This is a genomic window from Paenibacillus sp. NPDC093718, from assembly GCF_050279985.1.
Classification (GTDB): Bacteria; Bacillota; Bacilli; order Paenibacillales; family Paenibacillaceae; genus Paenibacillus_AQ.
Genome location: NZ_JBNNUS010000009.1, coordinates 98,155 through 123,084, shown reverse-complemented (window position 1 = coordinate 123,084; position 24,930 = coordinate 98,155). Strand labels below are relative to the sequence as shown.

Here is a 24,930-nt window from a genome sequence, read left to right as displayed (position 1 = left end):
TTTTCTCCAATTTTGTTCTTCCAGGCCAGTTAATCTTTTTCATATGATGAACCTCATTTCAAATGAATTTGTTCGACTCGTATCGAATCATATTCTTAAAGATAAATACGCAGGGATTAAATGGAAGTTCCAGTAAATAGGAAGTAGTATATGTACAAGCAAGTGTGAATTTTGGAATGCGGAGTTTTCAGCAGAAGAAAGCGTGAGTGAAATGAATTAGAACTTCAGGAGGTAGCGGAATGAGTAGAGATTGGCATGAGGATATGGAGTATTGCAGTAGGTTAGATGACAAAGGCCAGAGTTTCATTTCGCCGGAGGTTTTAAATACTGGCTCCAGCAAACAGCAGAAGAGAAAAAACGTGCAGATGAACTCAGTAAAGCAGTAGAAGAAGCTATCGAATTTGTGAGCAGATGGAGGACTCAGATGACCCATTAGAGCTCCTTGAACAAGTGCTGATTCAATTGCAATTGTTGGCGTCCTTCCAAGGGAGGAAAAAGCATGCTACATAATTGTTGCAATTGATGAAAACATTGAGCTATAACCTTGATCGGAGTGGGGAACATGGTAATATATTCCTATGAACAGTTTGTATCATAAAGGGGGTTATAAGGTACAGTGTGAAGAGCGGTCAGGTTGGTGCTCCTGAATCCGCATATGTAATCATCCTTGGTCGGGTACCTGTCCATATTTATTGAGCGGATACATAGCTTGAAGAACGGTTAAAGGAGGCTGAAATGGGACAAGGCAATGAAATTCAAGAGCTTAAAGATCGATTGAATGCAGTAGAGCAGCAGTTGGAGCAAAGATCAAGGGCTTCCAAGTCGCTTCGAACAGCACAACAATCAAGGGGAAGAACTCAACGTATTCCTTGGAGATCCGCAAATGTCATTCGATTTCGAAGAAGATGACGCCTACAAGCTTTACCAAGGTGGTCGTCGCGTAACTGCAGATGCTTCCGGTGTGGTGACAGCCGTTGAACAACCGGATGAGCAAAAGGATGAGAATCAGGTTGAGCTGGACCTCGAAGGATCCGGATCAGAGGGAACCGTTGAACACAGTGATGGACAAGGTGAGGATCCTGCAGGGGACCCGCCGCCGGCAGAGGAAGGCGACGAGCTGAACGATTACGAAAAGGAGATCATGGGCGAGGGTTCAACACAAGAAGGTTCCGACCTCCCGGAATGGATGCAGGAACAGCAGCATGAGGAAAAACCGGATGGACAAGAGATGAACTTTGAGGATTCTGATCAGAATACTGCAACTGATGGTGTTTCTGAGGTTAAGGAGCCTCAGACATCCAGCGATGAAGAGATCAGCAAAGAGGAGCTGGAACAGTTCATTCTGAAAGAACGTCCTTCTTTTTAAGATATTCCATTGGATTTCCCGTTGTTTTTGGAAAAACATCGTCTAAATGAGGGTAAGACAAGGGTTGAGATTTCAAAGATTACCGGCATCCCTTCTAGCCAAATTCAGCCGAAGTGGAAGAAGTATAAGGAAATGGTCACCAAGATGATGAGAGACGGAGGAGCAGCCTGAAGAGTGCAGTCATCATCCCGGTAAATGCTTACCGGGATGATTAACTTTCATTTGAGGGGAGTACTGTTATTGCTGTTTAGGAGCGTAATTCTTAGAGAGGTGATAGCCTTTGAAGTACTAATTCTTCTGAAGCAACAAGATGCTGGCCCGGTATTTGTACCTTTATCGAATCAAGATTCCATACAGATATTGCGGCCAGAGTTGTTCCGACTACATTGAAAACCAATTCGTAAACATACGTGAAGCCAACTGGAATTTCAAGATACCTTACATTTTGCGGGGGAATAGTAAGGTTGAATATATTATAGGCAACTTTGATTCCTGTTGAGATGTCGAAAGCTGTTACGTTAACCTGCATATTGGATATGGAATCGTCGTTTAGTAAAAGGACGGCAGCAGTTTCGATGGGTGAACTCGATACCATGATAGGACCCGTAGTAAGAGTGGATTGTGGAATGATTTGTGAATTAGGAGGTGTTGTTAGAAAAGGTGTTATGACTGCAGAACCACTTGGGTCAATGACTGCATCACCTGTTCCGAGTGGAAAAGGCCCGGTTGGACTCCCCCACCAGTTGTTTGTTGCATCCAATGGAAGATTCGTTCCACCAACAGCATAGGTACCCGCAGGTAAATTTAGACCAGACACGCTATTACCGGAAATATTGTTGTTTTTCATACGAATGTTAGTATTAGGCACAGCAACAAATGCGGTTGTTACATTGACACCATTTGAGATTCCATTTTGAATCACATTTCCTTCGATATCAGTATTCGCCGTATTCCCACCAAAGAATATAGCGCTGCCTTGGGTATTTGTCAGAGTGTTATCAGCAATTTTTACGTTAGTTGTGTTGGTTAAGGCAATTGAATTATCTGTAACCATCCTGTTGTTCGATACAATGGCATTAACTGACGTTAGTGAGGTAGGTGATAAGTTGACAGAAGCTGTCGTGTGTCCAGTGAACAAGTTATTATCTACCCAAAAATTCGAACCTGTTTCTGATAGCAGACCGTTACCACTAGCGGCTCCAGCCTGATTATTTGACATAAAGAAATTATAACGAACCTGTGTTTCTAGTGTACCGTTAGATAACATATAAATACCAAGGACATTATTCCGGATAATATTATTAAATATCCAGTATCCGGATCCTGTACCAACTGTAAAAATACCTGGACCTGCTGTGTTGTTTTGAATGGTAAACCCATCAACCACGACACGCTCGTTTGTCAATTGAACTATACCACTTGCATTTACACCAGTAATGATTGACTCTGCAGCAGCAGTTCCTGGTCTAATCCGGGCATCTACACCGGCTTGGGCACCAAGAAGTTGAATTGGCTTATTTACTACAACGATTTCGTTGTAGATGCCGGGTGCAACTTGTATTGTGTCAAAAGGTGCAGCGGCTGTGACAGCTGCAGAAATTGTTGGTTGATCAGCTGGGACATTAATTATAGTAGCCAAGAAATCTCCCCCTTTAATTAGTATGGTTATATATATGAAGATTCTATAGTACTTTCTTGTGCTATAACCTCACAGTGATCCAATACTGTATAAGATAGAGATGGTAGGCAGACTTTACTAACTTGCTTTGACCGGGAAGATCTTATTTTTATTATTGATAATTACCAATTTAGTACAGATATATGTACCCAATCGGCTCGCTATGGTTGAGAGGACATGACTTAAGTGAAAATGTAAGACCCCCTAATCCTTGGCCGGGGCGGGGGGCAATCGGCAATATATTCCTCCCAATAATATAGCATAAAGGGGGTTGAGAGGAATGGCGATGAAGTGGGGACAAGGAGAGCTCTTTCCAAAAAGTAAATGAAGCGGAGATCCAACGAAAAAAATTCCTGCTCGGAAAATATAAAGAAATGACGATGCTCATGCAGGATTTTTTGAAAAATTCGAAGAAGATTTAAAACAAGTGGCCTTTGATGGCGAAGCAGCTCGTTGCATCGTTCAGGAGGATCTGCATGCTGATAAGACGGCCAAAGCTACGATTCTGATTGAAAAGCAGCGCTGGGTATATCAGAGAGATATCAGTTTTACACCCATCAGCTTCAGAGGACATTCGGATTGATCCAGGATGATGAAAGGGACGAAGCAGTTCTGCAGTAGACGGCCTTGTGTGAAGCAGGGAAAACCTTCTTGATGTCGAATTGTGATATCGGAGATTTAGGAGGGGTGTAATGGGATGTTTAACATCATCGATTATAAACGATCCTCGTTATCAAGATAATGATATGTTTGGGAGTAATTTGTATCACGTACTTTATTACAATACCGATTTTATATTTGTTAATGAATAAAATTTTGCCACAGAGATTGATGGTTATTGTTCGTGAGCGGGGGAGTGGAGGAACAAGTCAGGGAAACAGCAGAGAAGGGGCATAGCGTTGCGGTATGCTCCAATTTGTCGTGCATCCATATACAGAAACCAACTCACTTTACTTTTTCGCTCTGTTGGTTAACTCCTTTCTTGCTATATATTGGATTAAGTAAACTTCCCGGATTATGGAATTGGTTCGTAGTGTTTGTGCTTATTCAAGCACTGGTATTTGTGAGTACATAGGGGAGCCAGCGATGTCCAGTGTCGCACCCTCCACGTCATGGAGGATAGCTTGTATGTAATACTGGCGGTCAACGGGTGTAAAGACCTCTTGAACCGGTTTGCCGTACAGAGTAATGCCCCCATGGCCTCCTTAAACAAGTCGACCGCTTGATCCAAAACCCATTGCGTGTCCAATCGAACCCCACACCTTTCACCCTGTATGATATTCATCCATATGTTCAGGAAATCTTTCCTTTGTCAATCCATCGATCCGTTCGTCTGTTTACAGATGGAATTGGGGAAAGGGGGTCTAATAAAGGAAGCAGGGGATCAGAACGTACATATCGAAGTGAACACGATGACTATGTTTTGTTGAAAGGACGGAGTTATGGATACTTTTCATGCTGACCAACCAAGCCATATTGAAGTATATGCAATTAAGAATTCGGACCAAATTCGCGATGAGACGTTCCGTGCCTTGTTCAAGACGTTATCGCTCGATCGGCAGGACTATGTGTCCAAATTCAGAAGAGCGAGCGATTACCAGCGATCAGTGCTTGGTGATGCCATGGTCCATCGAATCCTTCGGGATAAGCTGGGACTAGATCCGATGAATATAGAAATCGTAAGGAACGCATATGGCAAGCCGTTCTTAAAGGAGCATGACAACCTGCATTTTAACGTTTCCCATTCCGGGCATTGGATCGTGTGCGCTGTTAGCCACGAGCCGGTTGGGATTGACGTGGAGAAAATGGAAGCCATCGATATGGATATCGCTAAACGCTATTTCCATAAAACTGAGTTTAACGCGCTGCTAAGCTGTGATCCTTCCGTCCGGCTTTCCCGCTTCTTTGATCTATGGACGTTAAAGGAAAGCTATATCAAGGCCGTTGGAAAAGGCCTTCATTTACCTTTGGATTCTTTTGCGCTGGAGCTGCAAGGCAGCGTGTGGGCACCTGTGCTTGGCGAGAACGGAGAGACCTACTATTTTAAACAGTATGCGGTGGAAGAAGGTTACAAGCTGTCGGTGTGCGGCATTAGCCGTCATTTCCCTAAGGATGTCCGATTCGTAACCGCTGAGGAGTTATGAGTTACGAGATATGAGTTATGAACGGAACCAGGAAAACCAGCCGAAGGACGATGCCCTTGAGCTGGTTTCTTGGCGTTTCTATAATGGTGGTGGATCAGACAGGGCGCAGTGCCGGCCATGCCAGCTCGATGCCTTCATTGACGAGCTTTTGCTGGAAGCTGGCGAGTCTTTCTTCGTCGTTCCGGACTTCCGTCGGAAGAATATCATGGTCCAGGCAGTAGCTGACACAGTATCCGGCGGCCTCGCCGATGTTCCATTCTACGGGGTGCAGCCGGTAGCAGCCATTGGTAATGTGGGTGACCCCGATGTTTTTGCTGGCGGCCAGCACATTCTTCATCCGCTTCGGAATTAAGCTGCCCAGCGGGATTTGGAACGGCAGGGACGAGATATCAATGTATGGGCGCTCGCCCGTGCTCGGATGCAGATCGATCCGGTAACAGCCGATGCCAACGGAATCAGGGAACGTTTCCGAAGCGCCGTCCGGCCGCGATTCGGTTGCCACATGCTGCTCCAGGACCGTAAACTCGGCCTGAATTCTTCTCGACTCACGGATGTAAGGATACATCGCCATTCCGTCTTCCGTTCCGACCACATCTGGACGCAGGCGAAGCCCCGGGTAGCCCTGCCCGCCATCCGGCCGGGGCACCTCGGTCTGCAGCCAATACAGCAGGGACAAGCTAAGCTGTTTGGCTTGATAGATATGATGGTCAGCCTCTTCCTTCGGAACATCGATAATGGAGCCCAGCCAGTAGTCGTTCTGGGGCCAGTTCACTAGAGACACCGAGCTTTCGAACGTACCTTCGGCGAAATGCTTTGGATCCAGGATTTGCCTGTATTGGTAGAGCGGGAACTTGCCGTGTCCCGGAAAAATCTCGTACTCGATCGGCTCATTCGTGGACGGCTTGACGGCGGTCAGGCTTAACAGCTTATCCGGCCAGAAGTCGGGTTTATACTCCCGCCAAAAATCGTAAAGGGCAGGCTTCTCGATCGTGTGATCCTCCCCCTCCAGATAATCCACGGCAAAACAATACGTAAAGCCCTGCATGTCCTGCGGCAGCGGATCGCCGTCAACGGCATGCGGTTCCCCTGTCTGGGATTTGGACTCGGCGCCGGTAACGTATTCGATGCCCGCCAGCGGAAGCAAATCGCCGAGCTCGGTGGCGTCCACGAAGAACGGGGCGATAAGCGCGATTTGATCCTGCGTTTCAAGATGACGAACGGTTACGCTGTTCACGCGATCCTTTGAAACGTCGGCAGACTCCGCCGCATATTGATACAGGATCGTAAGCCGTCCGCTATGAATGTACGGGGCCAGCATTTGATGCAGCACGGCGAGAGCTGTACGTGGCTCATGGCACAGCCGGCTAACGATGCCGCTGCCGGGATTCAATTGCACATTGGATCTGGCCTTGGGCGTCATGGGAAAAAAATCGCGGTAGTACTGGCGGACACCTTCCCGGAACTGACGGTAGCTGCGCGTGCAGCCAAAGGATTCAATCCACGGATGCTCGTCGGGCGGAACCGCCTGGCTGGTTAGCTGTCCCCCGATCCAAGTGGTCTCCTCGGTCATGATGACCGTCTTTCCTGATTTAGCGGCGGCAAGCGCGGCGGCTGTTCCCCCGGTCCCTCCGCCGAGAATGACGATATCGGCCTGCATTTCTCGTATCATTGACAGATTCTCCTTTTGGGATAGTTTCATAAATGATCCACAAGATCAGCACCACAAGTGACTATTTCTAATTGTAGATGCTTACCCTTAGGAAAAGTACGGGACACAGGTGACCTTTTTTGGTAATCTGATGCCGTATTACAAGGTTTATTGTCCGGTTTTGTATTTGCTGCGGTATTGCCCGGGTGTCATCCCCTCCAGCTTCCGGAAGGAGCGGATAAAGTTCTGCGAATTGTTGTAACTCAGCTTCTCCGCAATATCCTTAATGGGCATATCAGTTTCGACAAGCCATTTTTTGGACATTTTGAAGCGGTATTGGGACAGGTACTCGCTGAAGGACATATTGGTTTCTTTCTTGAACACGCTGCTTAGATAAAAATTGTTGTAATGGAGGCGCGAAGCACATTCCTCGAGCGTAATATTGCGGTCAAACTCATTGCGGATGATCTCGATCATCTGCTCGGAGAGATTCTGGTATTGAGAATCCTGGCGATCCCGGAATACACTCACCATTGGCCGGATAATCCGGGATTTAAACCAGCTTTCGATATCGGGATTGGTGTAGAGCCGAAGAAGCTCTTCCACGAGAGAGCTGTCCCGGATGTCGAGCTGCTCCAGCATGATGCCATTCTCCTGCATCACGATCATCAGATCATTCAACAGCCGGATCAGTGAGATTTGATAATCATGCGGGGTCCGATCCTTGCGAAACACTTCGTGCAACCACTGCTTCAGAAGCTCTTCGGCCCGATCTTCATCAGCCAGCTTGATGGCATCAATCAGCTCGTTCTCCACCTGCATCGGGTAGAAATAGACCCGGGTATGCTTGCCGGAGTTCAGGCTGAAATAAGGGATAATGACGCCGGTACCCAGCTTGATGCGGTGTTTAAGGGCTTCAAGCCCTTCCTGGTAGGCGCGTGACGTTTTGGATAGGCTCTCATATGGCAAACTGATGCCGATGCTGACCTCCAGATCGAGAACACTGCGCGTTGTCTTCTGGATCTCCTCCGATAACGTATAGATATAGTCATTGAATCCTTCCAGCGTGATGCCGCCTCGTCCGATAAGCGTAACCTGCGTGAGATCGATAATGACAGAGGGGAGACGATGGGAGGAGGGGATCATCTCCTCGATGATATTGTTGACGGCAAAGAGCAGCAGATCCCTATCCTTGCGTTCATAGCGGGTTTCGTCCAGCATGTCGATCTGAAGAGTGAATACCGCCAGATGTTCCCATGCGGACACTTGCTCCTTGAAGCCGAACAGCTCGATCTGTTCCATTACTTCGGGCGGACTGCTCTTGCCCAGAAACAGCTTATGGAGGAAAAAGGTGCGTACCTGCTGGCTGGTCTGCCGAAGCTCGCTGCGGAGCTTCGTGTTTGAATTGAACATATCCCGGATATGTTCGTCGATGATTTGCAGCTCGCTCTTTTTGTTGGCTTGGATTTCCGGCAGACGCTCCGCGATATTTTCAAAAATGCGCCGGATGGGCGTGTACATCTTCCGCGTTCCAAGCCATACCAGCAGAATGCTGAAACCGATCATCAGCATGCAGATATACAGGGTAAACCAGCCGATGGAGCGGGACTCCTTGGTAATGGCGGACATTTCGGTAAAGGAGGCATACAGCCAGCCGTTAAAATCGGACCGGACGTACGTAACGGACACCGGCTTGTTGTCGATCTTTGTCTCGAACTGCCCCGATTTATTGTCAAAATGGTCCAGCTCCGCCTCCGCATACCCGGTATCGGTCAGATATTGCCCGAGCTTTCCTTGCTCGGGATGTACAACGATCCGGTAATTGTGGTCCAGAACCATCACCTCCCGGGAATCGGAAGGGGTATCCATCATAGCCGCAAGACTGCAGCTGGGAATGGTGGCGAGTGCCACACCCCGGGCGCTGGAGGAGGAGAGCGGCATTTTTTTCACAAGCGCAATCGTGTAGGGGCAGGCATAACTGAGCGTATCGCTGGACCCGAGGGATTCCGTCTCGAGCATCACCCAATTGGAGTTCCCTTGAAGCTCCATGAGTGTCAGCAGCGCATCCTTGGAAGCGTATTCATTAAATTTGTACATGCCCCGGTTATTGATCAGCCAGTTGGTTGTCGTGTTCGCAAGGATGACGTCCGTGACCTTGGTTTCGGGAGATTGCAGCAGACTCATCTCTTCTCTCAGTTTGTTATACAATTGGAAGTCATAGTAGGACAGGGGCCGATATAACGCGCTTTGCAGAATATTGGAATTAATGACGTAATTCAGTGTATAATCCACGGTCCGCAGCACCTGTTCGAGATTGCTGTTCGTTTGATTCATAATCTGGATATTGCTGCTGTTGACGTGATTTTGCACGGAGGTGGATGATTTCATGAACGAGAAGAAGCCGAGGGCCACGAGAGGAATGATGCTGATGAAACAGCCGAACAGGACCATTTTAGAATAAAAGCTACTTTTTGGATGCAATAGGTACACCTTCCTGTTTAACAAAGTGTATAATCATTGTATGGGCAACCCGGGTTACATTCAATAATCATTTCAAAAAGAATAATCACTGCATTTGATCATCATGGCTTGTCATGAAAAAAAATGTACATATGTTAGGATCATCCCAAACACACGGGATCCGCAAGAAACATGGGGGAACGGAGGTAGAACGGATTGATGACCCGTCTGTCAAACTATGTCATTCTTACGCTTGCTATCCTCATGGTGTCGGCCGCGTGCATCAGCATGGCCCGATCATCGGGAGCGGATGGCGGAAGTACGTCTTCTGATCGCAAAACCAGCATTTCGATTATGGCCAACCTGCACACCGCCGAGGTTCCCTCCGATCGGATCGAGAAATGGATCGAGGAAAAAACGGGCGTTCAGCTTAGCATTCAGTGGGTACCCGACGGGAGTTATGATGAGAAGGTGTTTGCTTCGCTTGCAACAGGGACTTTGCCGCAAGCGCTGTATCTTAAGAATGCCGCATCCTTATCCTATTTCAGGGATGAGATTCGGAGCGGGCAATTCTGGGAAATCGGCCCGTATCTTAAGGACTATCCGAATTTGCAAAGATTGAAGCCAGAGGTTTTGAAGAATACCGCCATCGACGGTAAACTGTACAGCCTGTATCAGGAACGAGCCTTAGCCCGTTCAGGCATCATTTACCGTAAGGACTGGGCAGATCGGCTGGGGCTATCGGCACCGGAAACGCTTGATCAATTATATGAAATGTTGAAAGGGTTTACATATAAGGATCCGGACAACAACGGTATTGATGACACCATAGGTTTGACGGATCGCAACGATTTGATCTACGGGGCTTTTAAGACGATCAGTTCCTATTATGGAACACCGAACAATTGGGGATGGTATAACGATGCATTGCAGCCGGAATTCGTCTTTCCGAAGTATATGGAAACGATGAAGTTCTTCAAGAAGCTTCATAGCGAAGGACTGATAAATGAAGACTTCCCGATTACCAGCAAGACCGACCAGCAGGAGCTGTTCGTAACGGGAAAAGCCGGGGTGTATATCGGCGCGATGGGAGACGTCCTGTCCCTGGAGTCAAGGTTGCTGGCGAATGACCCCAAGGCTGTGCTGGACGTTCACAATCGGGTTCTCGGGCCGGAAGGGTACGGGATTTGGGCTTCGCAGGGGTACGGAACGGTGATCCTGTTTCCAAAGTCCGCGATTGCTACGGAAGAGGAGTTGAAGAGCGTGCTCTCCTTCTATGACGCGCTGATGAGTCCCGAGCTTGCAAACCTGATGTATTGGGGAATTGAAGGGATCCATTATACCGTTCAGGATGGCAAAGCGAAGGCGGTGGATGCCTTTGAGTTAAGAGAAAAGGATGTAAAGCCCTATCAGGCTTTGATGGCCGGAGGTTTCAGCACCATACCGGGCATGCTGCAGCCGGTTAACACGAATCAGGTGAAGGATAAGGCTGAGCGGCTGATTTATGATAATGAAAGTTTTCTTATCTATGATCCCACCGCACCGCTGGAATCTCCGCTGTATAACGAGATCGGTGTCAGATTGAATGAACGCATGCGGGATGCCACCTATCAGTTCATGCTAGGGATGATCGATGAGCAGGGATTCGAGGCCGAGATCGACCGTTGGCTTAAAGAGGGAGGAAGGCAAGTTATCGAGGAATATAATGCTTCATACCGAAGCACGGTCGGACCATATTTGCATGAGAAATACCGCTAGGGGGTTGATCTCCCCGGCGGTATTTTTGTTTTGCGATGCGTGAGCGATCTCATTGACAAGATAATCATTAGATTTGATTCCGCGGCATTAAATGCCGGACGTGACCGAACCCTCCATATCCAATCTCAGGATTATATACGTACCGGGCTTCCCTCAACTAAGCTGATTCTTGTCAGTCCCTATTCAAATTTAAAACGGAGGTCAGAAGATGAAGAAGAAGAAAGCCAGTACCATCCTGGCAATTGTAACCGCTTTATCCGTGTTGGCGGGCTGTGGCGGCAACTCCGCCCCTGCAGCAACCGGCAGCTCAAACGGAAGTTCGGCCCAAGGCGAGAAAAAGAACGAACCGGTATCCATCTCGATTATGGCCAACCTCCATACCCCTGAAGTTCCCTCCGACATGATTGAGAAGCTGCTGGAAGAGAAAACGGGCACCAAGCTTGACATTCAGTGGGTGCCGGACGGCACTTATGATGAAAAGGTCAATGCGTCCTTTGCAACCGGAACGCTGCCGCAGGTGACGTACCTGAAGAATGCCGCTTCGCTTGTGAATATGCGTGATGCGATCCGCAACGGGCAATTTTGGGAAATTGGACCATTGCTGGATCAGTACCCGAACCTCAGCAAGCTGAAACCCGAAGTGTTAAAGAACACGGCGGTGGACGGCAAAATCTATGCTCTTTACCGTGAAGTGCCTTTGTCACGCCAGGGCATCATTTACCGTAAGGATTGGGCCGACAAGCTTGGGCTCAGCGCCCCGACCAATGTGGACGAATTCTATAATATGTTGAAGCAGTTCAAGGAGAAGGATCCTGACGGCAACGGCAAAGATGACACCATCCCGCTGACGGATCGAAATGACCTGATCTATGGCGCATTCAAAACGATAAGCTCGTGGCTCGGTACGCCGAATAACTGGGGCGAGAAGGACGGCAAGCTGGCTCCCGAATTTATGTTCCCCGAATATATGGAAACGATGAAGTTCTTCAAGAAACTTCACCAGGAAGGCCTGATCAATCAGGATTTCCCTGTAACAAGCAAAACCGACCAGCAAAATCTGTTCATTACCGGCAAATCGGGTGTTTATATCGGAGCGATGGGGGACGTATCCAGCCTTCATCCCAAGGTCGTCGAAGTGAATCCGGATGCCGAGCTTGATGTTCAGAATAAAATCGAAGGAGGCCCGAATGGCTTCGGAATCTGGTCGGTTCCCGGCTATGGCTCGGTGATACTCTTTCCGAAAACAGCTATCAAATCGGAAGAAGAACTAAAGAATGTGCTTGCCTTTATGGATCAGTTGATGAGTCCGGAACTTGGCAACCTCATCTATTGGGGGGTTGAAGGACAGCATCACAAGCTGGAGGAAGGCAAGGTCATTCCTTCGGAAGACACGAAGCTGACTGATCGCGAAGTGAAGCCTTATCAAGCCATGCAGGTCGGCGGACCGTTAACGATTGAAGGATTTTATGAGGCGAAGCATATGCTCCCGGTCAAAGCGAAATCCGAGGAAATGATTATGGAGAATAATGAATACCTCATAGAGGATCCTTCGGCTTCACTGGATTCCAAGACGTTTAACGAAAAGGGCGTACAGCTCCAGGAGATGATTAAAGACGGTACGTATCGATTTATGCTTGGCGATATCGATGAGGCCGGATTCCAGGCTGTCGTGGATAACTGGCTTAAGAGCGGCGGTCAGCAAATCATCGATGAGTTCAACGTTTCCTACGAATCTTCCAAATAACGAACATGCCAGCATCCCGAACGCCGGAGACTGCAATGGTGCAGTCTCCGGCAGGCTTCGGGACAGAAAGGAAGTCTGAGATCATGAGCGAAACCGCAGTGAAGACCGGGATGAGCAAGAGCGCCCCCAAAATACCGGAGACCGGTCGAATGAGAAGAATAATAAAAAACCGGACGATCTACCTCATGATACTTCCGGGATTTTTATACTTCCTGATCTTTAAATATATCCCGATGTCGGGATTGATCATAGCCTTCCAGGATTATCAGGCTTATCTCGGCGTTACGGGAAGCCCCTGGGTGGGGCTCAAGCATTTTGAACGGCTGTTTACCGAGCCGATGTTCTTCACGATTTTGGGCAACACGCTGCTGCTGTTTTTCTTGAACCTGGCATTCTATTTTCCCGTGCCGATCATTCTTGCCCTGATGCTCAACGAGGTCCGGCGCGAAGTGTTTAAACGTTTTATCCAGACGCTGGTGTACATTCCCCACTTCATGTCTTGGGTTATCATCGTATCCATTTCGTTTGTCATGCTTTCGATGGATCGCGGCATCATTAATGAATTGCTGGTTATGGCCGGATTCGAAAAAATTAATTTTCTGATGAGCAGCGAATGGTTCCGACCGATGTATGTCCTGCAGATTATCTGGCGGGAGGCAGGCTGGGGGACGATCATCTATTTGGCTGCCATGGCGGCGATTGATCCCGGTTTATACGAAGCGTCCCGGATTGACGGGGCAAGCCGCTTTCGGCAAATGTGGCATATTACGCTTCCTTCGATTCGAAGCGTGATCGTCGTTTTGTTGATTTTAAAAATCGGCGACGTGCTGGAACTTGGGTTCGAACATATCTATCTCCTCTTAAACTCGATGAACCGGGATGTGGCGGAGATATTCGATACGTATGTTTATACCGCAGGCCTTAAGCAAGGTCAGTTCAGCTTTAGTACGGCGGTCGGGTTCTTTAAATCGCTGATCGGTCTCATTCTGGTAATGCTGGCCAATTGGCTGGCCAAAAAAGCCGGAGAAGAAGGCATCTATTAACTACAGAAAGGTGGACCGCTATGGTACAAGATAAAACGATATCAAGCCGAATCTTCGATATCGTGAACTATACGCTGCTGTTGATCATTGGCCTGGTTACCATCCTGCCTTTCCTTCACGTCATCGCCGGATCCTTCACAACGGTGACGGAGCTGGCGCAAAAGCAGTTTGTCCTGTTTCCGACCGTTTGGTCTCTTGATGCTTACAAATATGTGTTTTCAACCAACACGGTATTTCGCTCGCTTGGCGTTTCCGTGGGCGTCACCTTCTTGGGCACCTTGTTCAGCATGCTGTTAACCTGCTTGATGGCCTACGGGCTGTCGCGCAGGGATCTGGATGGCCGAAATTTCATCATGTTTATGGTCTTGTTCACGATGCTGTTCAGCGGCGGAATGATCCCAACGTTTCTCGTGGTGAAGGAGATGGGGCTGATCGATACGTATGCGGCGCTGATTGTCCCGACGGCGATCAATGCCTTCAATCTCATCATCATGCGAAACTTCTTTCAGAACCTGCCTGAGGGACTGGAGGAATCCGCGAAGATCGACGGAGCCGGCGATTGGGGCATCCTGTTTCGAATCGTGATTCCGCTGTCGATGCCTGCCATTGCGACCATATCGCTCTTTTATGCGGTTACTTACTGGAACACGTATATGTCGGCGATTCTGTACCTGAATGATGCGGCCAAATGGCCGGTGCAGGTCATCCTGCGGCAGATCGTTATCCTGGCCAGCGGTTTGGCGGCAGACACTTCCGGTATGGACGAATTTGTCCGACCACCGGAGCAGACTGTGAAGATGGCGGTCATCGTCATTGCTACGCTTCCGATTCTGTGCGTGTATCCGTTCCTGCAGAAGCATTTTGCGAAGGGTGCGCTGCTGGGTTCCATCAAGGGATAGAGAGGAGCGAAGGTTGGTGTTGGAAAAGAAACGATATGCGCCGATCATTGCCGGCAATTATGCGGACCCGTCGATCATCCGGGTCGGCGAGGATTATTACATGACGCATTCCTCCTACAAGCTGACGCCCGGGCTCGTCATCTGGCATTCGCGCGATTTGCTGAATTGGAGCCGAGTAGGGGCTGCTCTGCCCTACTACGAGGGAAATGTGTGGGCTCCGGATCTCGTGGCGCATAACGGGATGTATTATATCTATTATCCGGCTGGACGGACGAACTGGGTCGTTACCGCGTCCAGTCCGGCGGGACCGTGGAGCAAACCGATCAATCTGGGGATCAAGGGAATTGATCCGGGGCATACGGCAGGACCGGACGGGAAGCGTTATTTGCATATGTCGGGCGGTGATTTTGTAGAGCTTACGTCAGACGGACTCGCGGTCGCGGGTGAAGTCAGACATGTGTATAACGGCTGGCGGTATCCGGACGATTGGGTCGTGGAGGCGTACAGCCTGGAGGGGCCGAAAATTACCGTTCACGATGGTTATTACTATCTGACGGTAGCCGTCGGAGGGACGGCCGGTCCGCCCACAAGCCATATGGCCGTGTCGTCAAGATCCAGAACGCCCTGGGGGCCCTGGGAGCACTCTCCGTACAACCCGATTGTCCATACGGAATCCAGAGATGAACGCTGGTGGTCCAAAGGACACGCCTCGTTGATCGACTCCCCGGACGGCCAATGGTGGATGGTCTACCATGCTTATGCGGGCGGGTTCCATTCACTGGGCAGGCAGACCTTGCTTGAACCGATCGAATGGACTTCCGATGGATGGTTTCGTGCTGCGGGAGGCCGTGAGAGTCTTATTGACCAGCACGATCGGCCGCATGATGAAGGAGAAACCAATGCTGTGAATCGAAGAGCCTCATTCAGGGATCCCTTTGACGGTCCTGAGCTGGGTTTGCACTGGCAGTGCGAAGGCGTGGAGCCTTCTGCGCGATTCCGGCCGGGGAATCATGAATAGGTAGCCGAGGCAGCCTCCGAGGAAGTAAAAGCTTCTCCGCTGCTCTATATGGCGGGCCATAAGCGTTATTCAGCAGAGGTCGAGATCATCGTGGAGGGTCCGGCAGAAGGCCGCCTGCTCCTCTATTATAATGAAACGGCATATCTCGGTATGGGAGTCAACGAGCGCGGGGTCCGGCATTTCCGGTCATTCAAGGGCTACGGTACGATGCAGAACCATACTCGCAGGGCTTTTTTGCGGTTGGTTAACGATGCGCATATCGTTTCATTCTATTACAGCTTCGATGGGGTGGAATGGATCCGGTATGATAAAGTGGCGGATGTTTCAGGATTCCATCACAACACGTTTGGCGGGTTTCAGAGCCTCCGCATCGGACTGGATGCCGTCGGTAAAGGCAGGGTGATTTTTCGGGGTTTTTCATATAACGTTATAAGCAGCTGAAAGAAGGGATAGGGCATGACAAAGAGATTAGAGAACATTCTGGAGGGGGGCGACGGGCTGTTTGGAGGTTTCTTCGAATGGCTCGAAGAACAATATGACGCTGCTTCCGGCGGTTTTTATTATGCCTGCAGTTCCAGGGATTCCGATGCGTTCACGCCGGACATCGAATCGACGGCACAAGCATTGGGCATTATCGAGCGCTGCGGGCTTCTGCAAAGACTGTCCGAAGGCATCAAGGCGGGGCTCGTGCGTTTTTTTCAATATAAACAAGACCCGGCGACGGGTTACTTTTATGATGCCGATCCCAATATGAGAAAAGACGATGTGATGGTGGGACGAGCACTTGGGTACAGCGTGGGAGCACTTCACAAGTTGGGTGCAGCCCCATTGCATCCGCTGCCGGGCAATCGGAATATGGCTCCGGCATACTGCCGTTTTCCCGAGGTTTATGCGGAGTGGCTGCGCTCGATCAGTCTGGTGAACAGCTGGCGCGGCTGCGATCGTCTGTGTAATTCGGCCCCTTATTTATCCCAAATGCCGCAGGATGAGAGGGAGCCGTTTTTACGTGAGGCGCTATCGTATTTTGTGAGCATTCAAGATCCGGAGACGGGGCTGTGGGGCGAAGGCACACCTTATGTCCGAATATCGGGAACCTTCAAGCTACTGACGTTCTATAATCGATTTCAAGCTCCCCTGCCCCGGATTGCGGAAATATACCGGTCTCTGCTCCACGCCTTGCGGAACGAGAAGGCCGTTGATATGTGTTATATCCGGAACCCGATCAGCCTCCTGACCTCGATGAAGCTGCGGATCCCGGAAGAGGACGTTCTGGAGATCGCGGATATCACCTTGCGGAATATGGCGCGGTTCAAGCGGACGGACGGCGGATTTTCCAGGGAAATCGATCATTCCCCGCCGGCACCGAACGTGGCCCAAGTGAAGAGAGGTGAGTATTATCCTGAAATGCCGGAGGCGGTCCCACTGGGCAAGGGTGAGGTTGAAGGGGACATGAATGCGGGAACACAGGCGATTCTTATCCGCTATTCGCTGCATGAGCTCGGGGAGCTGCAGGGACGAAAGCTGAATATTGCGGATTCTGTGTTCTCATCACTACGAGCAGGTACGGGTAGATGATCTACGATCCAGGACCTCTAAATGTATTGGATCAATCTGCCGGGATGACTCTCTGAATTTTTATGACATGGATAATAGGAATACGCAGACCCTTCGGCGAAGAAGTTATGAAGGGTCTTTAATTTAATGAACCGATGAACGCGAGAATTCGGTGCTTGATTAGCAGAGGAGGAGGATCATGGCGGAAATCGGAGTCTGGGAACAAGCGGAGCCAGGGGTGACAAGGAAGGTGTTTAAACCCGGGACCGGGCTAATGATGATGGAGGTGCATTTTGAAGAAGGGGCGGAAGGTGCACTGCACAGCCATCCCCATGAGCAGATGAGCTACTGTCTGAAGGGAGCCATCGAATTTTATATCAACGGTGAGACGACCTTGGTGCGTCAAGGAGATACGATCGTCATTCCCGGCGGAGCGGAGCATGGGGTAAAAGCACTGGAACCCTCTGCTCTTTTGGATACGTTCACACCGCTGAGACTGGATTTGCTTGGTCCCTGAGTGCCTAAAGCTTAAGGAAATGAAGAAATGAATGAATAAACGACTTGATATGAGAGACAGAAAGGAATGGATATGATGAAGCTTTGGGAACGGGATATTCCCGGACATGAGTCGGTGGAAGAGAAATTCACACCCTACATGACACCTTATCTATTGCAAAATGAAACGCCTCACGGGGCCGTGCTTGTGCTTCCGGGCGGCGGATACGGGGGGCGCGCGGATCATGAAGGTGATCCGATTGCCATGTGGCTGAATTCGATCGGTCTATCGGCTTTTGTTGTTCATTACCGTGTTGCCCCTTATCGCCATCCGTATCCGCTGGGCGATGCCCAGCGGGCGGTCCGACTTGTAAGGCATAACGCCAAGGAATGGAACATCGATCCGGACCGCATCGGAATTCTCGGATTCTCGGCCGGCGGACATCTCGCGGCGAGCGCCAGCACTCATTTCGATGAAGGAAATCCGGAGGCCGTGGATGCTGTGGACCGGCAGAGCTGCCGCCCGAACGCTTCCATTCTTTGTTATCCGGTCATTTCTTTTAAGGATTATTACCATGAGGGCTCCATGTCCAATTTGTTGGGAGAAGACCCGCCGGAAGAGTTGAGAAATGCGTTGTCTCTCGAGCTTGCGGTAAAACCGGACACCCCTCGGTCCTTTCTGTGGCATACCGCGGACGATGGCGCGGTTCCGGTCGAGAACAGTCTGATGTATGCCAGATCACTAAGCCAGCAGCGTATTCCGTTCGAGCTACATGTTTTCCCGGAGGGCCGGCATGGTCTTGGTCTTGCGGAAGAAGATGCCAGTGTTTCGCAATGGACGGGCCTGTGTGCGGGCTGGCTGCAGAAGATCGGATTCCTGTCGCAAGCGGTCGCGCAGGGAAGGTAAGACTAAGCAGCATAACTTGAGAACTCATGCAAAAAACAAGCTCATCTGAAAATTCAGATGAGCTTGTTCGTATAACCTAAAAATCAGGACCGGCCTCTAATCTCCTGTCGGAGGAACAGGACGTAAGAGATGGCGAAGCAGATCAGCGTGGCTGCGGTCAGTCCGGTAATTTGCGGCCAGACGAGCAGCAGGCTTTGACCAAACGGCAGCGGGCTAGCAATAGCGCCGTACACCTGCTCCTGCGTGAGCGGTCCGAGATTGCGGATGGACGGCATCAGCAGAGTGCTCGTTGCCTCATTAAACAGGGTATATGGTGACAGCCGGCCAAGCCAGAGCATCAGATTCTGATAGCTCATGACATCATGGGCCGTGGCTGAGGCAGAGTCCGGAGCCAATCCCCGTGCCAGCAATTGCAGGATCATATCAAAAAAGAAGCTGAAAAACAGCCAGACGGCAATGCTTGACAGGGCGGAAGTCGCCGGCTGGCGGAATCTTACGGAGAACATAATGGACAGATTCAGCCAGAAGCCAACGTAGAAAATGGTCACGACCAGAAAGCTGATGGTTCTCAAAAATTCCTCGAAGGTTGGCGGTATGCCGATAATCAGGGTGCCCAGCGCCATGGTCAGCAGCCCGAGCGTGATAAACATGATGCTGATCACGATCAGGGAAGCGGCGAACTTGGCATTGAGCAGGTCGTCGCGGTGAATCGGCTGGGCCATGATTCGGCTGAGCGTCCCTTTGTTCCGTTCACTGTTGATGGCATCAAAGCCCATGCCGATTCCGAGCAATGGACCTAAGAAACCGACAAACCCGATGAAGGTCGGAAGGGTTCCGTCCGAGAGGGTGAACAGCTTCAGGATGACAAAATCATCGACCCCGTTCTCCGAACCGAGTGCTTCCCGGATGCTGTTCATAGCCGTATAAAGCGAAGCCACGCAGGTTAAGGCAATGATGCCCAGCAGTAAAATGAAGCGCCAGCTCCGGATATGGTCCGCGATCTCTTTGCGGACCAGCACGCCGAAAGCTGAAGGCGTGGTCGATTTAGCTGATTCTACGGTCGCTGATTGACCCGGCGTGTTGGTTCGCTTGGAAACTGTTTTTTTGATGTTTTCGGTGTAGGACTGCAGTCGGCGGCCAATGTCAGCCAGCTTATCCTGTACGCTCTTCGCTCTTCGCTCTGCCATGCTCATCACCTCCTGCAAAATAACGATGGTAGATTTCGTCCAAACCGTACTGCTGGCGGTTCAGCGAGAACAGCTGGACACCTGCATTCACGACCGCTCGGGCAATTTCAGGACTGCAATCCCTATCGGCCCGGATCAGAACCTTAGCTGGAAGGTCTCTGATCCGCGTGTCCGCATGCTCAGCCGGATCGCTTTCGACGGACGGAACCTCGATCAGGTGAACCCCTTCGATAGCACTGATCTCATCCCGCAATTCTGGCTGCAGCTCATCCAGCTCCACCGTGATCATAATCGGATCATCGGCGAACAGGGTCCGGGACAGCCCCTCGACATCCCCTTCGGCGAGAAGCCGTCCCCTCACGAACAGGCCGACGCGGTCGCAAATCTGCTGAACCTGGTGCAACTGGTGGGACGAAAGCAGCACGGTAAGGCCCTGCTCACGGCTTAGCTTCCGTATCAAACGCAGCAGCTCCTCCATTCCTGTCGGATCGATGCCCAAAGTCGGTTCGTCCAGGATGATAATTTCCGGGGATTTCATCAAGACGTCCGCGAGTCCGAGCCGCTGTCGCATCCCGCGGGAATAGGCCCCCGTCTTCTTATGGGCTGCCTGCGTGAGTCCGACTTGCTCCAACAGCTCCAGTGCCCTTTCCCGGGCTTGGGAATCGGGGATTCGATTCAGCCGGGCCGTGAGCATCAGGTTCTCCAACCCGGTTCGGTCTTCGTAAAAGCCGACGTCATCGGGCAGGTATCCGACCCGCCGCTTGACCGGGATCGGTTCTCTTGTCGGGTTAAGTCCGAGCACGTTAATGGTTCCTGAATCCGGTTCGCTGAGTCCGAGCAGCATCAGGATCGTGGTGGACTTGCCCGCACCATTCGGGCCGAGCAGACCGAAGATCTCGCCGCGTTTAATTTGGAGGGATAAACGGTCTACCGCCTTCGTTTCACTGTAACTCTTCGTCAATTCGTGAATGTCAATGACCGTATCCATCAAGGTTATCTCCTTCCGTACTTACGAATGAGAACATAGATGCCTCCCAGAATAGCAACAATGACAAGCACGCCGATCCAGCCCCACAGCATAGAGCCCTTGACGGCTACGCGGAATTGGGCGTCGGAGCTTGCTTCAGCCGCGGCGGCCTTCAGGCTGGTGACATAATCACCCGCAATGGCTTTGTCGCTTGACGTCAGTTTGGCCTCAACCGTTGTGGATTTGCCTGCGGGCAGATTTTCGATCGTTTTCGGATTGAAGCTTACTTCCCAATCCACCGGCGTATCGGAGCTAAGATTAATATCCGAGAGAGGAGCGGTCCCCGTATTCTTGACCAGCAGCTCAATGGTTTTGCTGCCGCCCGCATTGACGTTTGTACTGAGCAAACCGCTTGGTGTGGTAAGCTCAAGCCCATAAGATCCCGTAATGACGGCTTCCAGCGCAAGCTCGGAGGATGTCGACGAATTGGAGGCACGGATCGGAATGGAGAAGGAGCCTTCCGTCACTTCGGCTGGCGGTTTGATATCGACAGTGATGGATTGACTAGCACCCGCTTCGATTTCGACGGAGGATACCTGCTTACCGCCTGAGGTGAAAGTAACGTCCCAACCCGCCTGGGCATCGGCCTGAAGGGCATAGTTTTGTTTATTGGCTGTTCGGTTTTGCAGATTCACCGTATAGGTAAACGTGGAATCGGCATGCCCCTCCAGATTGGCCTGATCGGTTGTGAGCTCGGTCTGATAGGTTCCTTTTTCCGTAATATCCACGGTTAATGGCAGACTGGCCATGGATCCCGCCGTCACTTGAAACCGGTAGGAGCCTTTATCTACTTTGAGCGGCACGGTAACCTCCAAGGACACCGATTCCGATTCGCCCGGCTTCACGGACACTTCCTTCAGCTGCCAGCCTCCGCCGTTAAGCTTGGTGCTCCAGCCGCTCGGCAGGCTGTTGATTTGGAGCGGAACCGTAATGACGCCGCTCGTATTGTTTTTGACTTCAAGGGGATAATTGATGACTTCCCCCGGCGGAACGGAAATCGAGGTGTAAGGTGTGTACAAGGTGATTTCCCCCGCCGCAAATGCGGTATTTCCTCCACTTAACAAGTAAGTACCCAGGATGAACAAGAGCAGCAGGTTCAGCTGCTTTGCTCTTTTTCTAAGCGATTTCATGACACTACCCCTCCTAATTTATCGATTCATAATGAGTACGTTGAAAGCACCGGGTTTGGATTTATCGGAAAGATTAATATTACCTAAAAAATTCATTAAAGGAAGCTGAAAAGTGTCCCGGTTTATTCAAAAGACAAGGAGCGTTTGCTAAAATATTGAATCGAAAATGGCAGTGCGATATGATTCTTTGAGAGGAGAACAGGTTAGGGGGAGTTCAGGGATGAATGATCATTCTGCGATGTGGCTGGAGGAGATTGCAGAAGGTTCGGCCGCAGCGTTCAGGCGTTTCTATGATGCCTATGCCCGCCTGGTTTACCGGCTGGCTTTGCAGATGACCAAAGATCCGGCCGAGGCAGAGGAGTTATGCCAGGATATCTTCATGGAAGTGCTGCATAAGGCGGATCAGTATGATCCTGCACGCGGAAGCGTCGAGGCTTGGCTGGCCGTGAGGACACGGTGCAGGGCGATGGATCGAATGCGCAAGCGGCAGCGTACGGCTGCCGCCGAATGGATCGAAGATGCGTTACCGGAAACGGCATGGAGCGAAGAGCAGGAATCGGTAGAGTTGGCCGCCTTGCGTCGGTTGGAGCTGGAGCAGGTAAAGGAGGCGCTCCAGGGTATTCCGCCCCTTCAGAGGATGGCGGTTTACGGAAGCTATGTCGAGCAGCGCTCCCACCGAGAAATGGCGGAATTGTTAAACCGGCCTGTCGGGACCATCAAATCCTTAATCCGGTACGGCATCCACAATGTCAGACGGCGGCTGGATTCGATGAACGGGAAGGAAGGGGGGAGCTCGCAGCATGAAACATTCAAAGCAAGACCATGAGCGTCTCGCTCAAGACAACTTTGACTGCCCGTTATATCCCGAGGAGAAGCTTGTTGATTACGTTATGAAGCGATTGCCGTACGTTGAGAGGATGAATATCGAGCGCCATCTTAAGGAATGCAAGGCATGTTCCGAGACAGCGGCGGAATGGGCCGGCCTTATGGGAGCAGAAGATATCGCAACGCCACCACATGAATCCGATGTAATCGAGCAGGAGCTGTTTCGAAGTGGTGATATTCATGGCGAACCGCTTGTCGGATCGACTCAGCCTGCAGGTACGAGAGCGGCCATTCGGGAGTCAATGAAGAATCAAGCCGCGGATGGACATATGCCTCCCAAACGACTGCGCAGCAGGCTCCTGCTTGCGGCTTATATCCGGTCCTTCCGAAGCAACATCCGAATCAGGAAGCATGCTGCAATGCAGGTGATATCCGGGGCCCTGTTCATCCTGTTGATAGCCGGTTTATTCACCTTGAAGGGAAACGACGGGCAGACCCATGCGGCCTTTGAACATACGGTGAGCCAGCGGATTGCCGATATGCAAAGCGAGGATACCGAGCGGTATGTCATAAAGCCGGTTGAGCCTTTCTACGGCAGCGGGTCGGTATGGCTGAAACGCGGCTCGGGAGAAATGCTGATCGTTGTGAATGGCCTGCATTCCTTGGAGGAGAAAGACTATCAGGTGTGGCTTCAGGATGAGGATCGGCTGTCGAGCGCAGGTTTTATGCTTGTACAGGGCCCGCAGGGAAAGAGCTATTACTACGGTTACGGAGCAGAGAAAGCGAAGCGGATTGTCGTCAGCATGGAACCCAAAGGGGGAAGCGTGAGACCGACCGGGCCCGAAGCCGTCCTGGTGAATATGGGGCCTTGATGCCCAGACATACAGGGGAAATGAGTTGTCCAAAGGAACACCGTGTCTAAAAACAACGAGTAAATTGAAGGCGGTGAGTACGGGATGTGGCGCGCAGATGCTTTGCTGGAGTCCATGTATAACGAGGCAAGGGGACGAACGAAAGACAGACAGGTTTCCATGAGCGCCGAAGAACGCAAAGGGCATTTGAAGCAGGCGCTTCGGCAATTGATCGGCGAATTCGAATCCAATGAGAGGCATAAGCCTGTACTGCTCGAACAGGTGCAATGTGACGGGTATATTCGGGAGAGGGTGGAGCTATCCGCCATACCGGGCGTGTCTTTTGCGGCATATGTATTAATTCCGGAAGGGAATCAGATGAAGCCGATGCCGGCAGCCGTCGCCGTTCATGGTCATGGCTATGGAAGCAGGGAGATTGTTGGGCTGAGGCAGGACGGATCAAGCGATACCGATACACCCGGTATACATCGGCATTTTGCTGTCCAGTTGGTAAGACGAGGCATGGTGGTGATCGCTCCGGATGTTGCCGGTTTCGGCGAGCGCCGCCTTGCGGCGGATCTCGCGTGGAATCCGGATACCCCGAACTCCTGCCACCGGCTGTCCACCCAGCTGATGATGCATGGCAAGACGCTCGCTGGTCTCCGCGTAGCCGAGACGCTGAAGGCATTGGAGTATGTGGCCGAACGCCCGGAGGTTCAGGCTGACAGAATCGGCATCATGGGTTTTTCGGGAGGCGGGCTTATCTCGTTTTTGAGCGCGGCGCTGGATGACCGAATACGGGCTGCCGTGCTTGCCGGGTACCCCAATACTTTCAAGGACAGCATTATGGCGATGCAGCACTGTGTATGCAATTATATCCCCGGCATCTTGAACTATGCCGAGCTGCCGGAATGGTTGGGACTGATCTGTCCTAGGCCCTTGTTTCTGGAGTCGGGAACCCATGATCGGATCTTTCCGGCTGCCGGCTTTGATGCAGCAGCTCATGAGCTCAGGGAAATATATCGGCACAACGGTGCTGAGGAGAGGCTGCGAACCGATCTGTTCTCCGGAGCACACGAAATTAGCGGCCGGTATTCGTACGACTGGTTGTTTGAACGGTTAAGCAGCCCGGACTTGTGAAGGCTATCTATCCTACCCAGCCCCTGCTTTTCAGTACTATGTGTGACAGGCATCGG

General features: G+C 50.8%; 20 protein-coding genes and 1 pseudogene. 14 read left to right on the top strand and 7 right to left on the bottom strand.

What is annotated here, in order from left to right; all coding sequences use genetic code 11:
• The first annotated feature begins 239 nt into the window (after positions 1 to 239).
• Positions 240 to 386, top strand: a complete 147-nt coding sequence (locus ACQKPA_RS24780; RefSeq protein ID WP_427495154.1) for a hypothetical protein — start codon at positions 240 to 242, stop codon at positions 384 to 386.
• 497 nt (positions 387 to 883) lie between these two features.
• Positions 884 to 1,366 (top strand): hypothetical protein, encoded by a 483-nt coding sequence (locus ACQKPA_RS24775; RefSeq protein WP_427495153.1) that lies wholly within the window; start codon positions 884 to 886, stop codon positions 1,364 to 1,366.
• 262 nt (positions 1,367 to 1,628) lie between these two features.
• On the opposite strand, the gene ACQKPA_RS24770 is transcribed toward ACQKPA_RS24775, so the two are convergent.
• Both ACQKPA_RS24770 and ACQKPA_RS24765 read right to left on the bottom strand, forming a co-directional pair.
• Entirely contained in the window at positions 1,629 to 3,005 is a 1,377-nt protein-coding gene (locus tag ACQKPA_RS24770) for a right-handed parallel beta-helix repeat-containing protein (RefSeq protein WP_427495152.1), read from the bottom strand.
• 1,082 nt (positions 3,006 to 4,087) lie between these two features.
• Positions 4,088 to 4,228 (bottom strand): aminoglycoside adenylyltransferase domain-containing protein, encoded by a 141-nt coding sequence (locus ACQKPA_RS24765; RefSeq protein ID WP_427495247.1) that lies wholly within the window; start codon positions 4,226 to 4,228, stop codon positions 4,088 to 4,090.
• Between the two features lie 258 nt (positions 4,229 to 4,486).
• On the opposite strand from ACQKPA_RS24765, the gene ACQKPA_RS24760 reads away from it, so the two are divergent.
• Positions 4,487 to 5,188, top strand: coding sequence for a 4'-phosphopantetheinyl transferase family protein (locus ACQKPA_RS24760; RefSeq protein ID WP_427495151.1), 702 nt, complete (start codon positions 4,487 to 4,489; stop codon positions 5,186 to 5,188).
• A 94-nt stretch (positions 5,189 to 5,282) separates the two neighbouring features.
• Here ACQKPA_RS24760 and ACQKPA_RS24755 read toward each other — a convergent pair whose 3' ends face one another.
• On the bottom strand, positions 5,283 to 6,857 hold the full coding sequence (locus tag ACQKPA_RS24755) for an FAD-dependent oxidoreductase (RefSeq protein ID WP_427495150.1): 1,575 nt from the start codon (positions 6,855 to 6,857) through the stop codon (positions 5,283 to 5,285).
• 147 nt (positions 6,858 to 7,004) lie between these two features.
• Positions 7,005 to 9,317 (bottom strand): helix-turn-helix domain-containing protein, encoded by a 2,313-nt coding sequence (locus ACQKPA_RS24750; RefSeq protein WP_427495149.1) that lies wholly within the window; start codon positions 9,315 to 9,317, stop codon positions 7,005 to 7,007.
• Between the two features lie 198 nt (positions 9,318 to 9,515).
• On the opposite strand from ACQKPA_RS24750, the gene ACQKPA_RS24745 reads away from it, so the two are divergent.
• The 8 genes and pseudogenes from ACQKPA_RS24745 to ACQKPA_RS24710 all read left to right on the top strand — a co-directional run bounded on the left by ACQKPA_RS24745 (position 9,516) and on the right by ACQKPA_RS24710 (position 18,714).
• Positions 9,516 to 11,054 carry an extracellular solute-binding protein gene (locus tag ACQKPA_RS24745; RefSeq protein WP_427495147.1) on the top strand — a complete coding sequence of 513 codons (1,539 nt, stop codon included), beginning with the start codon at positions 9,516 to 9,518 and terminating at the stop codon, positions 11,052 to 11,054.
• A 208-nt stretch (positions 11,055 to 11,262) separates the two neighbouring features.
• Positions 11,263 to 12,798: an extracellular solute-binding protein gene (locus ACQKPA_RS24740; protein WP_427495145.1), complete on the top strand. Its 1,536-nt coding sequence runs from the start codon at positions 11,263 to 11,265 to the stop codon at positions 12,796 to 12,798.
• 83 nt (positions 12,799 to 12,881) lie between these two features.
• On the top strand, positions 12,882 to 13,841 hold the full coding sequence (locus tag ACQKPA_RS24735) for an ABC transporter permease (RefSeq protein WP_427495144.1): 960 nt from the start codon (positions 12,882 to 12,884) through the stop codon (positions 13,839 to 13,841).
• 20 nt (positions 13,842 to 13,861) lie between these two features.
• Positions 13,862 to 14,740: a carbohydrate ABC transporter permease gene (locus ACQKPA_RS24730; protein ID WP_071222846.1), complete on the top strand. Its 879-nt coding sequence runs from the start codon at positions 13,862 to 13,864 to the stop codon at positions 14,738 to 14,740.
• Positions 14,741 to 14,759: 19 nt separating this feature from the next.
• A pseudogene (locus ACQKPA_RS24725) lies at positions 14,760 to 16,199 on the top strand (family 43 glycosylhydrolase).
• A gap of 15 nt (positions 16,200 to 16,214) precedes the next feature.
• Complete coding sequence (locus ACQKPA_RS24720; RefSeq protein WP_427495142.1) at positions 16,215 to 17,333, top strand: hypothetical protein; 1,119 nt, start codon at positions 16,215 to 16,217, stop codon at positions 17,331 to 17,333.
• 178 nt (positions 17,334 to 17,511) lie between these two features.
• A complete protein-coding gene (locus ACQKPA_RS24715) occupies positions 17,512 to 17,829 on the top strand; it encodes a cupin domain-containing protein (RefSeq protein ID WP_326093897.1) in 318 nt (105 codons plus the stop codon).
• A gap of 75 nt (positions 17,830 to 17,904) precedes the next feature.
• Positions 17,905 to 18,714: an alpha/beta hydrolase gene (locus tag ACQKPA_RS24710; protein ID WP_427495245.1), complete on the top strand. Its 810-nt coding sequence runs from the start codon at positions 17,905 to 17,907 to the stop codon at positions 18,712 to 18,714.
• An 83-nt stretch (positions 18,715 to 18,797) separates the two neighbouring features.
• On the opposite strand, the gene ACQKPA_RS24705 is transcribed toward ACQKPA_RS24710, so the two are convergent.
• From ACQKPA_RS24705 to ACQKPA_RS24695, 3 genes are read right to left on the bottom strand one after another with little or no spacing between them, the layout of a single operon-like run.
• Entirely contained in the window at positions 18,798 to 19,901 is a 1,104-nt protein-coding gene (locus ACQKPA_RS24705; RefSeq protein WP_427495141.1) for an ABC transporter permease, read from the bottom strand.
• Positions 19,867 to 20,889 (bottom strand): ABC transporter ATP-binding protein, encoded by a 1,023-nt coding sequence (locus tag ACQKPA_RS24700; RefSeq protein ID WP_427495140.1) that lies wholly within the window; start codon positions 20,887 to 20,889, stop codon positions 19,867 to 19,869. Before ACQKPA_RS24700 ends, ACQKPA_RS24705 begins: the two co-directional genes overlap by 35 nt.
• Positions 20,890 to 20,894: 5 nt before the next feature.
• Positions 20,895 to 22,058: an NEW3 domain-containing protein gene (locus ACQKPA_RS24695; protein WP_427495139.1), complete on the bottom strand. Its 1,164-nt coding sequence runs from the start codon at positions 22,056 to 22,058 to the stop codon at positions 20,895 to 20,897.
• Between the two features lie 220 nt (positions 22,059 to 22,278).
• On the opposite strand from ACQKPA_RS24695, the gene ACQKPA_RS24690 reads away from it, so the two are divergent.
• From ACQKPA_RS24690 to ACQKPA_RS24680, 3 genes are all read left to right on the top strand, one after another.
• The gene (locus ACQKPA_RS24690) at positions 22,279 to 22,884 is read left to right on the top strand and encodes an RNA polymerase sigma factor (RefSeq protein ID WP_427495138.1); all 606 of its coding nucleotides are present in this window, start codon (positions 22,279 to 22,281) and stop codon (positions 22,882 to 22,884) included.
• Complete coding sequence (locus ACQKPA_RS24685) at positions 22,859 to 23,755, top strand: anti-sigma factor domain-containing protein (protein ID WP_427495137.1); 897 nt, start codon at positions 22,859 to 22,861, stop codon at positions 23,753 to 23,755. The genes ACQKPA_RS24690 and ACQKPA_RS24685 overlap by 26 nt, the downstream gene beginning before the upstream one ends.
• Before the next feature lie 84 nt (positions 23,756 to 23,839).
• Positions 23,840 to 24,874: a dienelactone hydrolase family protein gene (locus ACQKPA_RS24680; RefSeq protein ID WP_427495136.1), complete on the top strand. Its 1,035-nt coding sequence runs from the start codon at positions 23,840 to 23,842 to the stop codon at positions 24,872 to 24,874.
• Positions 24,875 to 24,930: the final 56 nt, after the last annotated feature.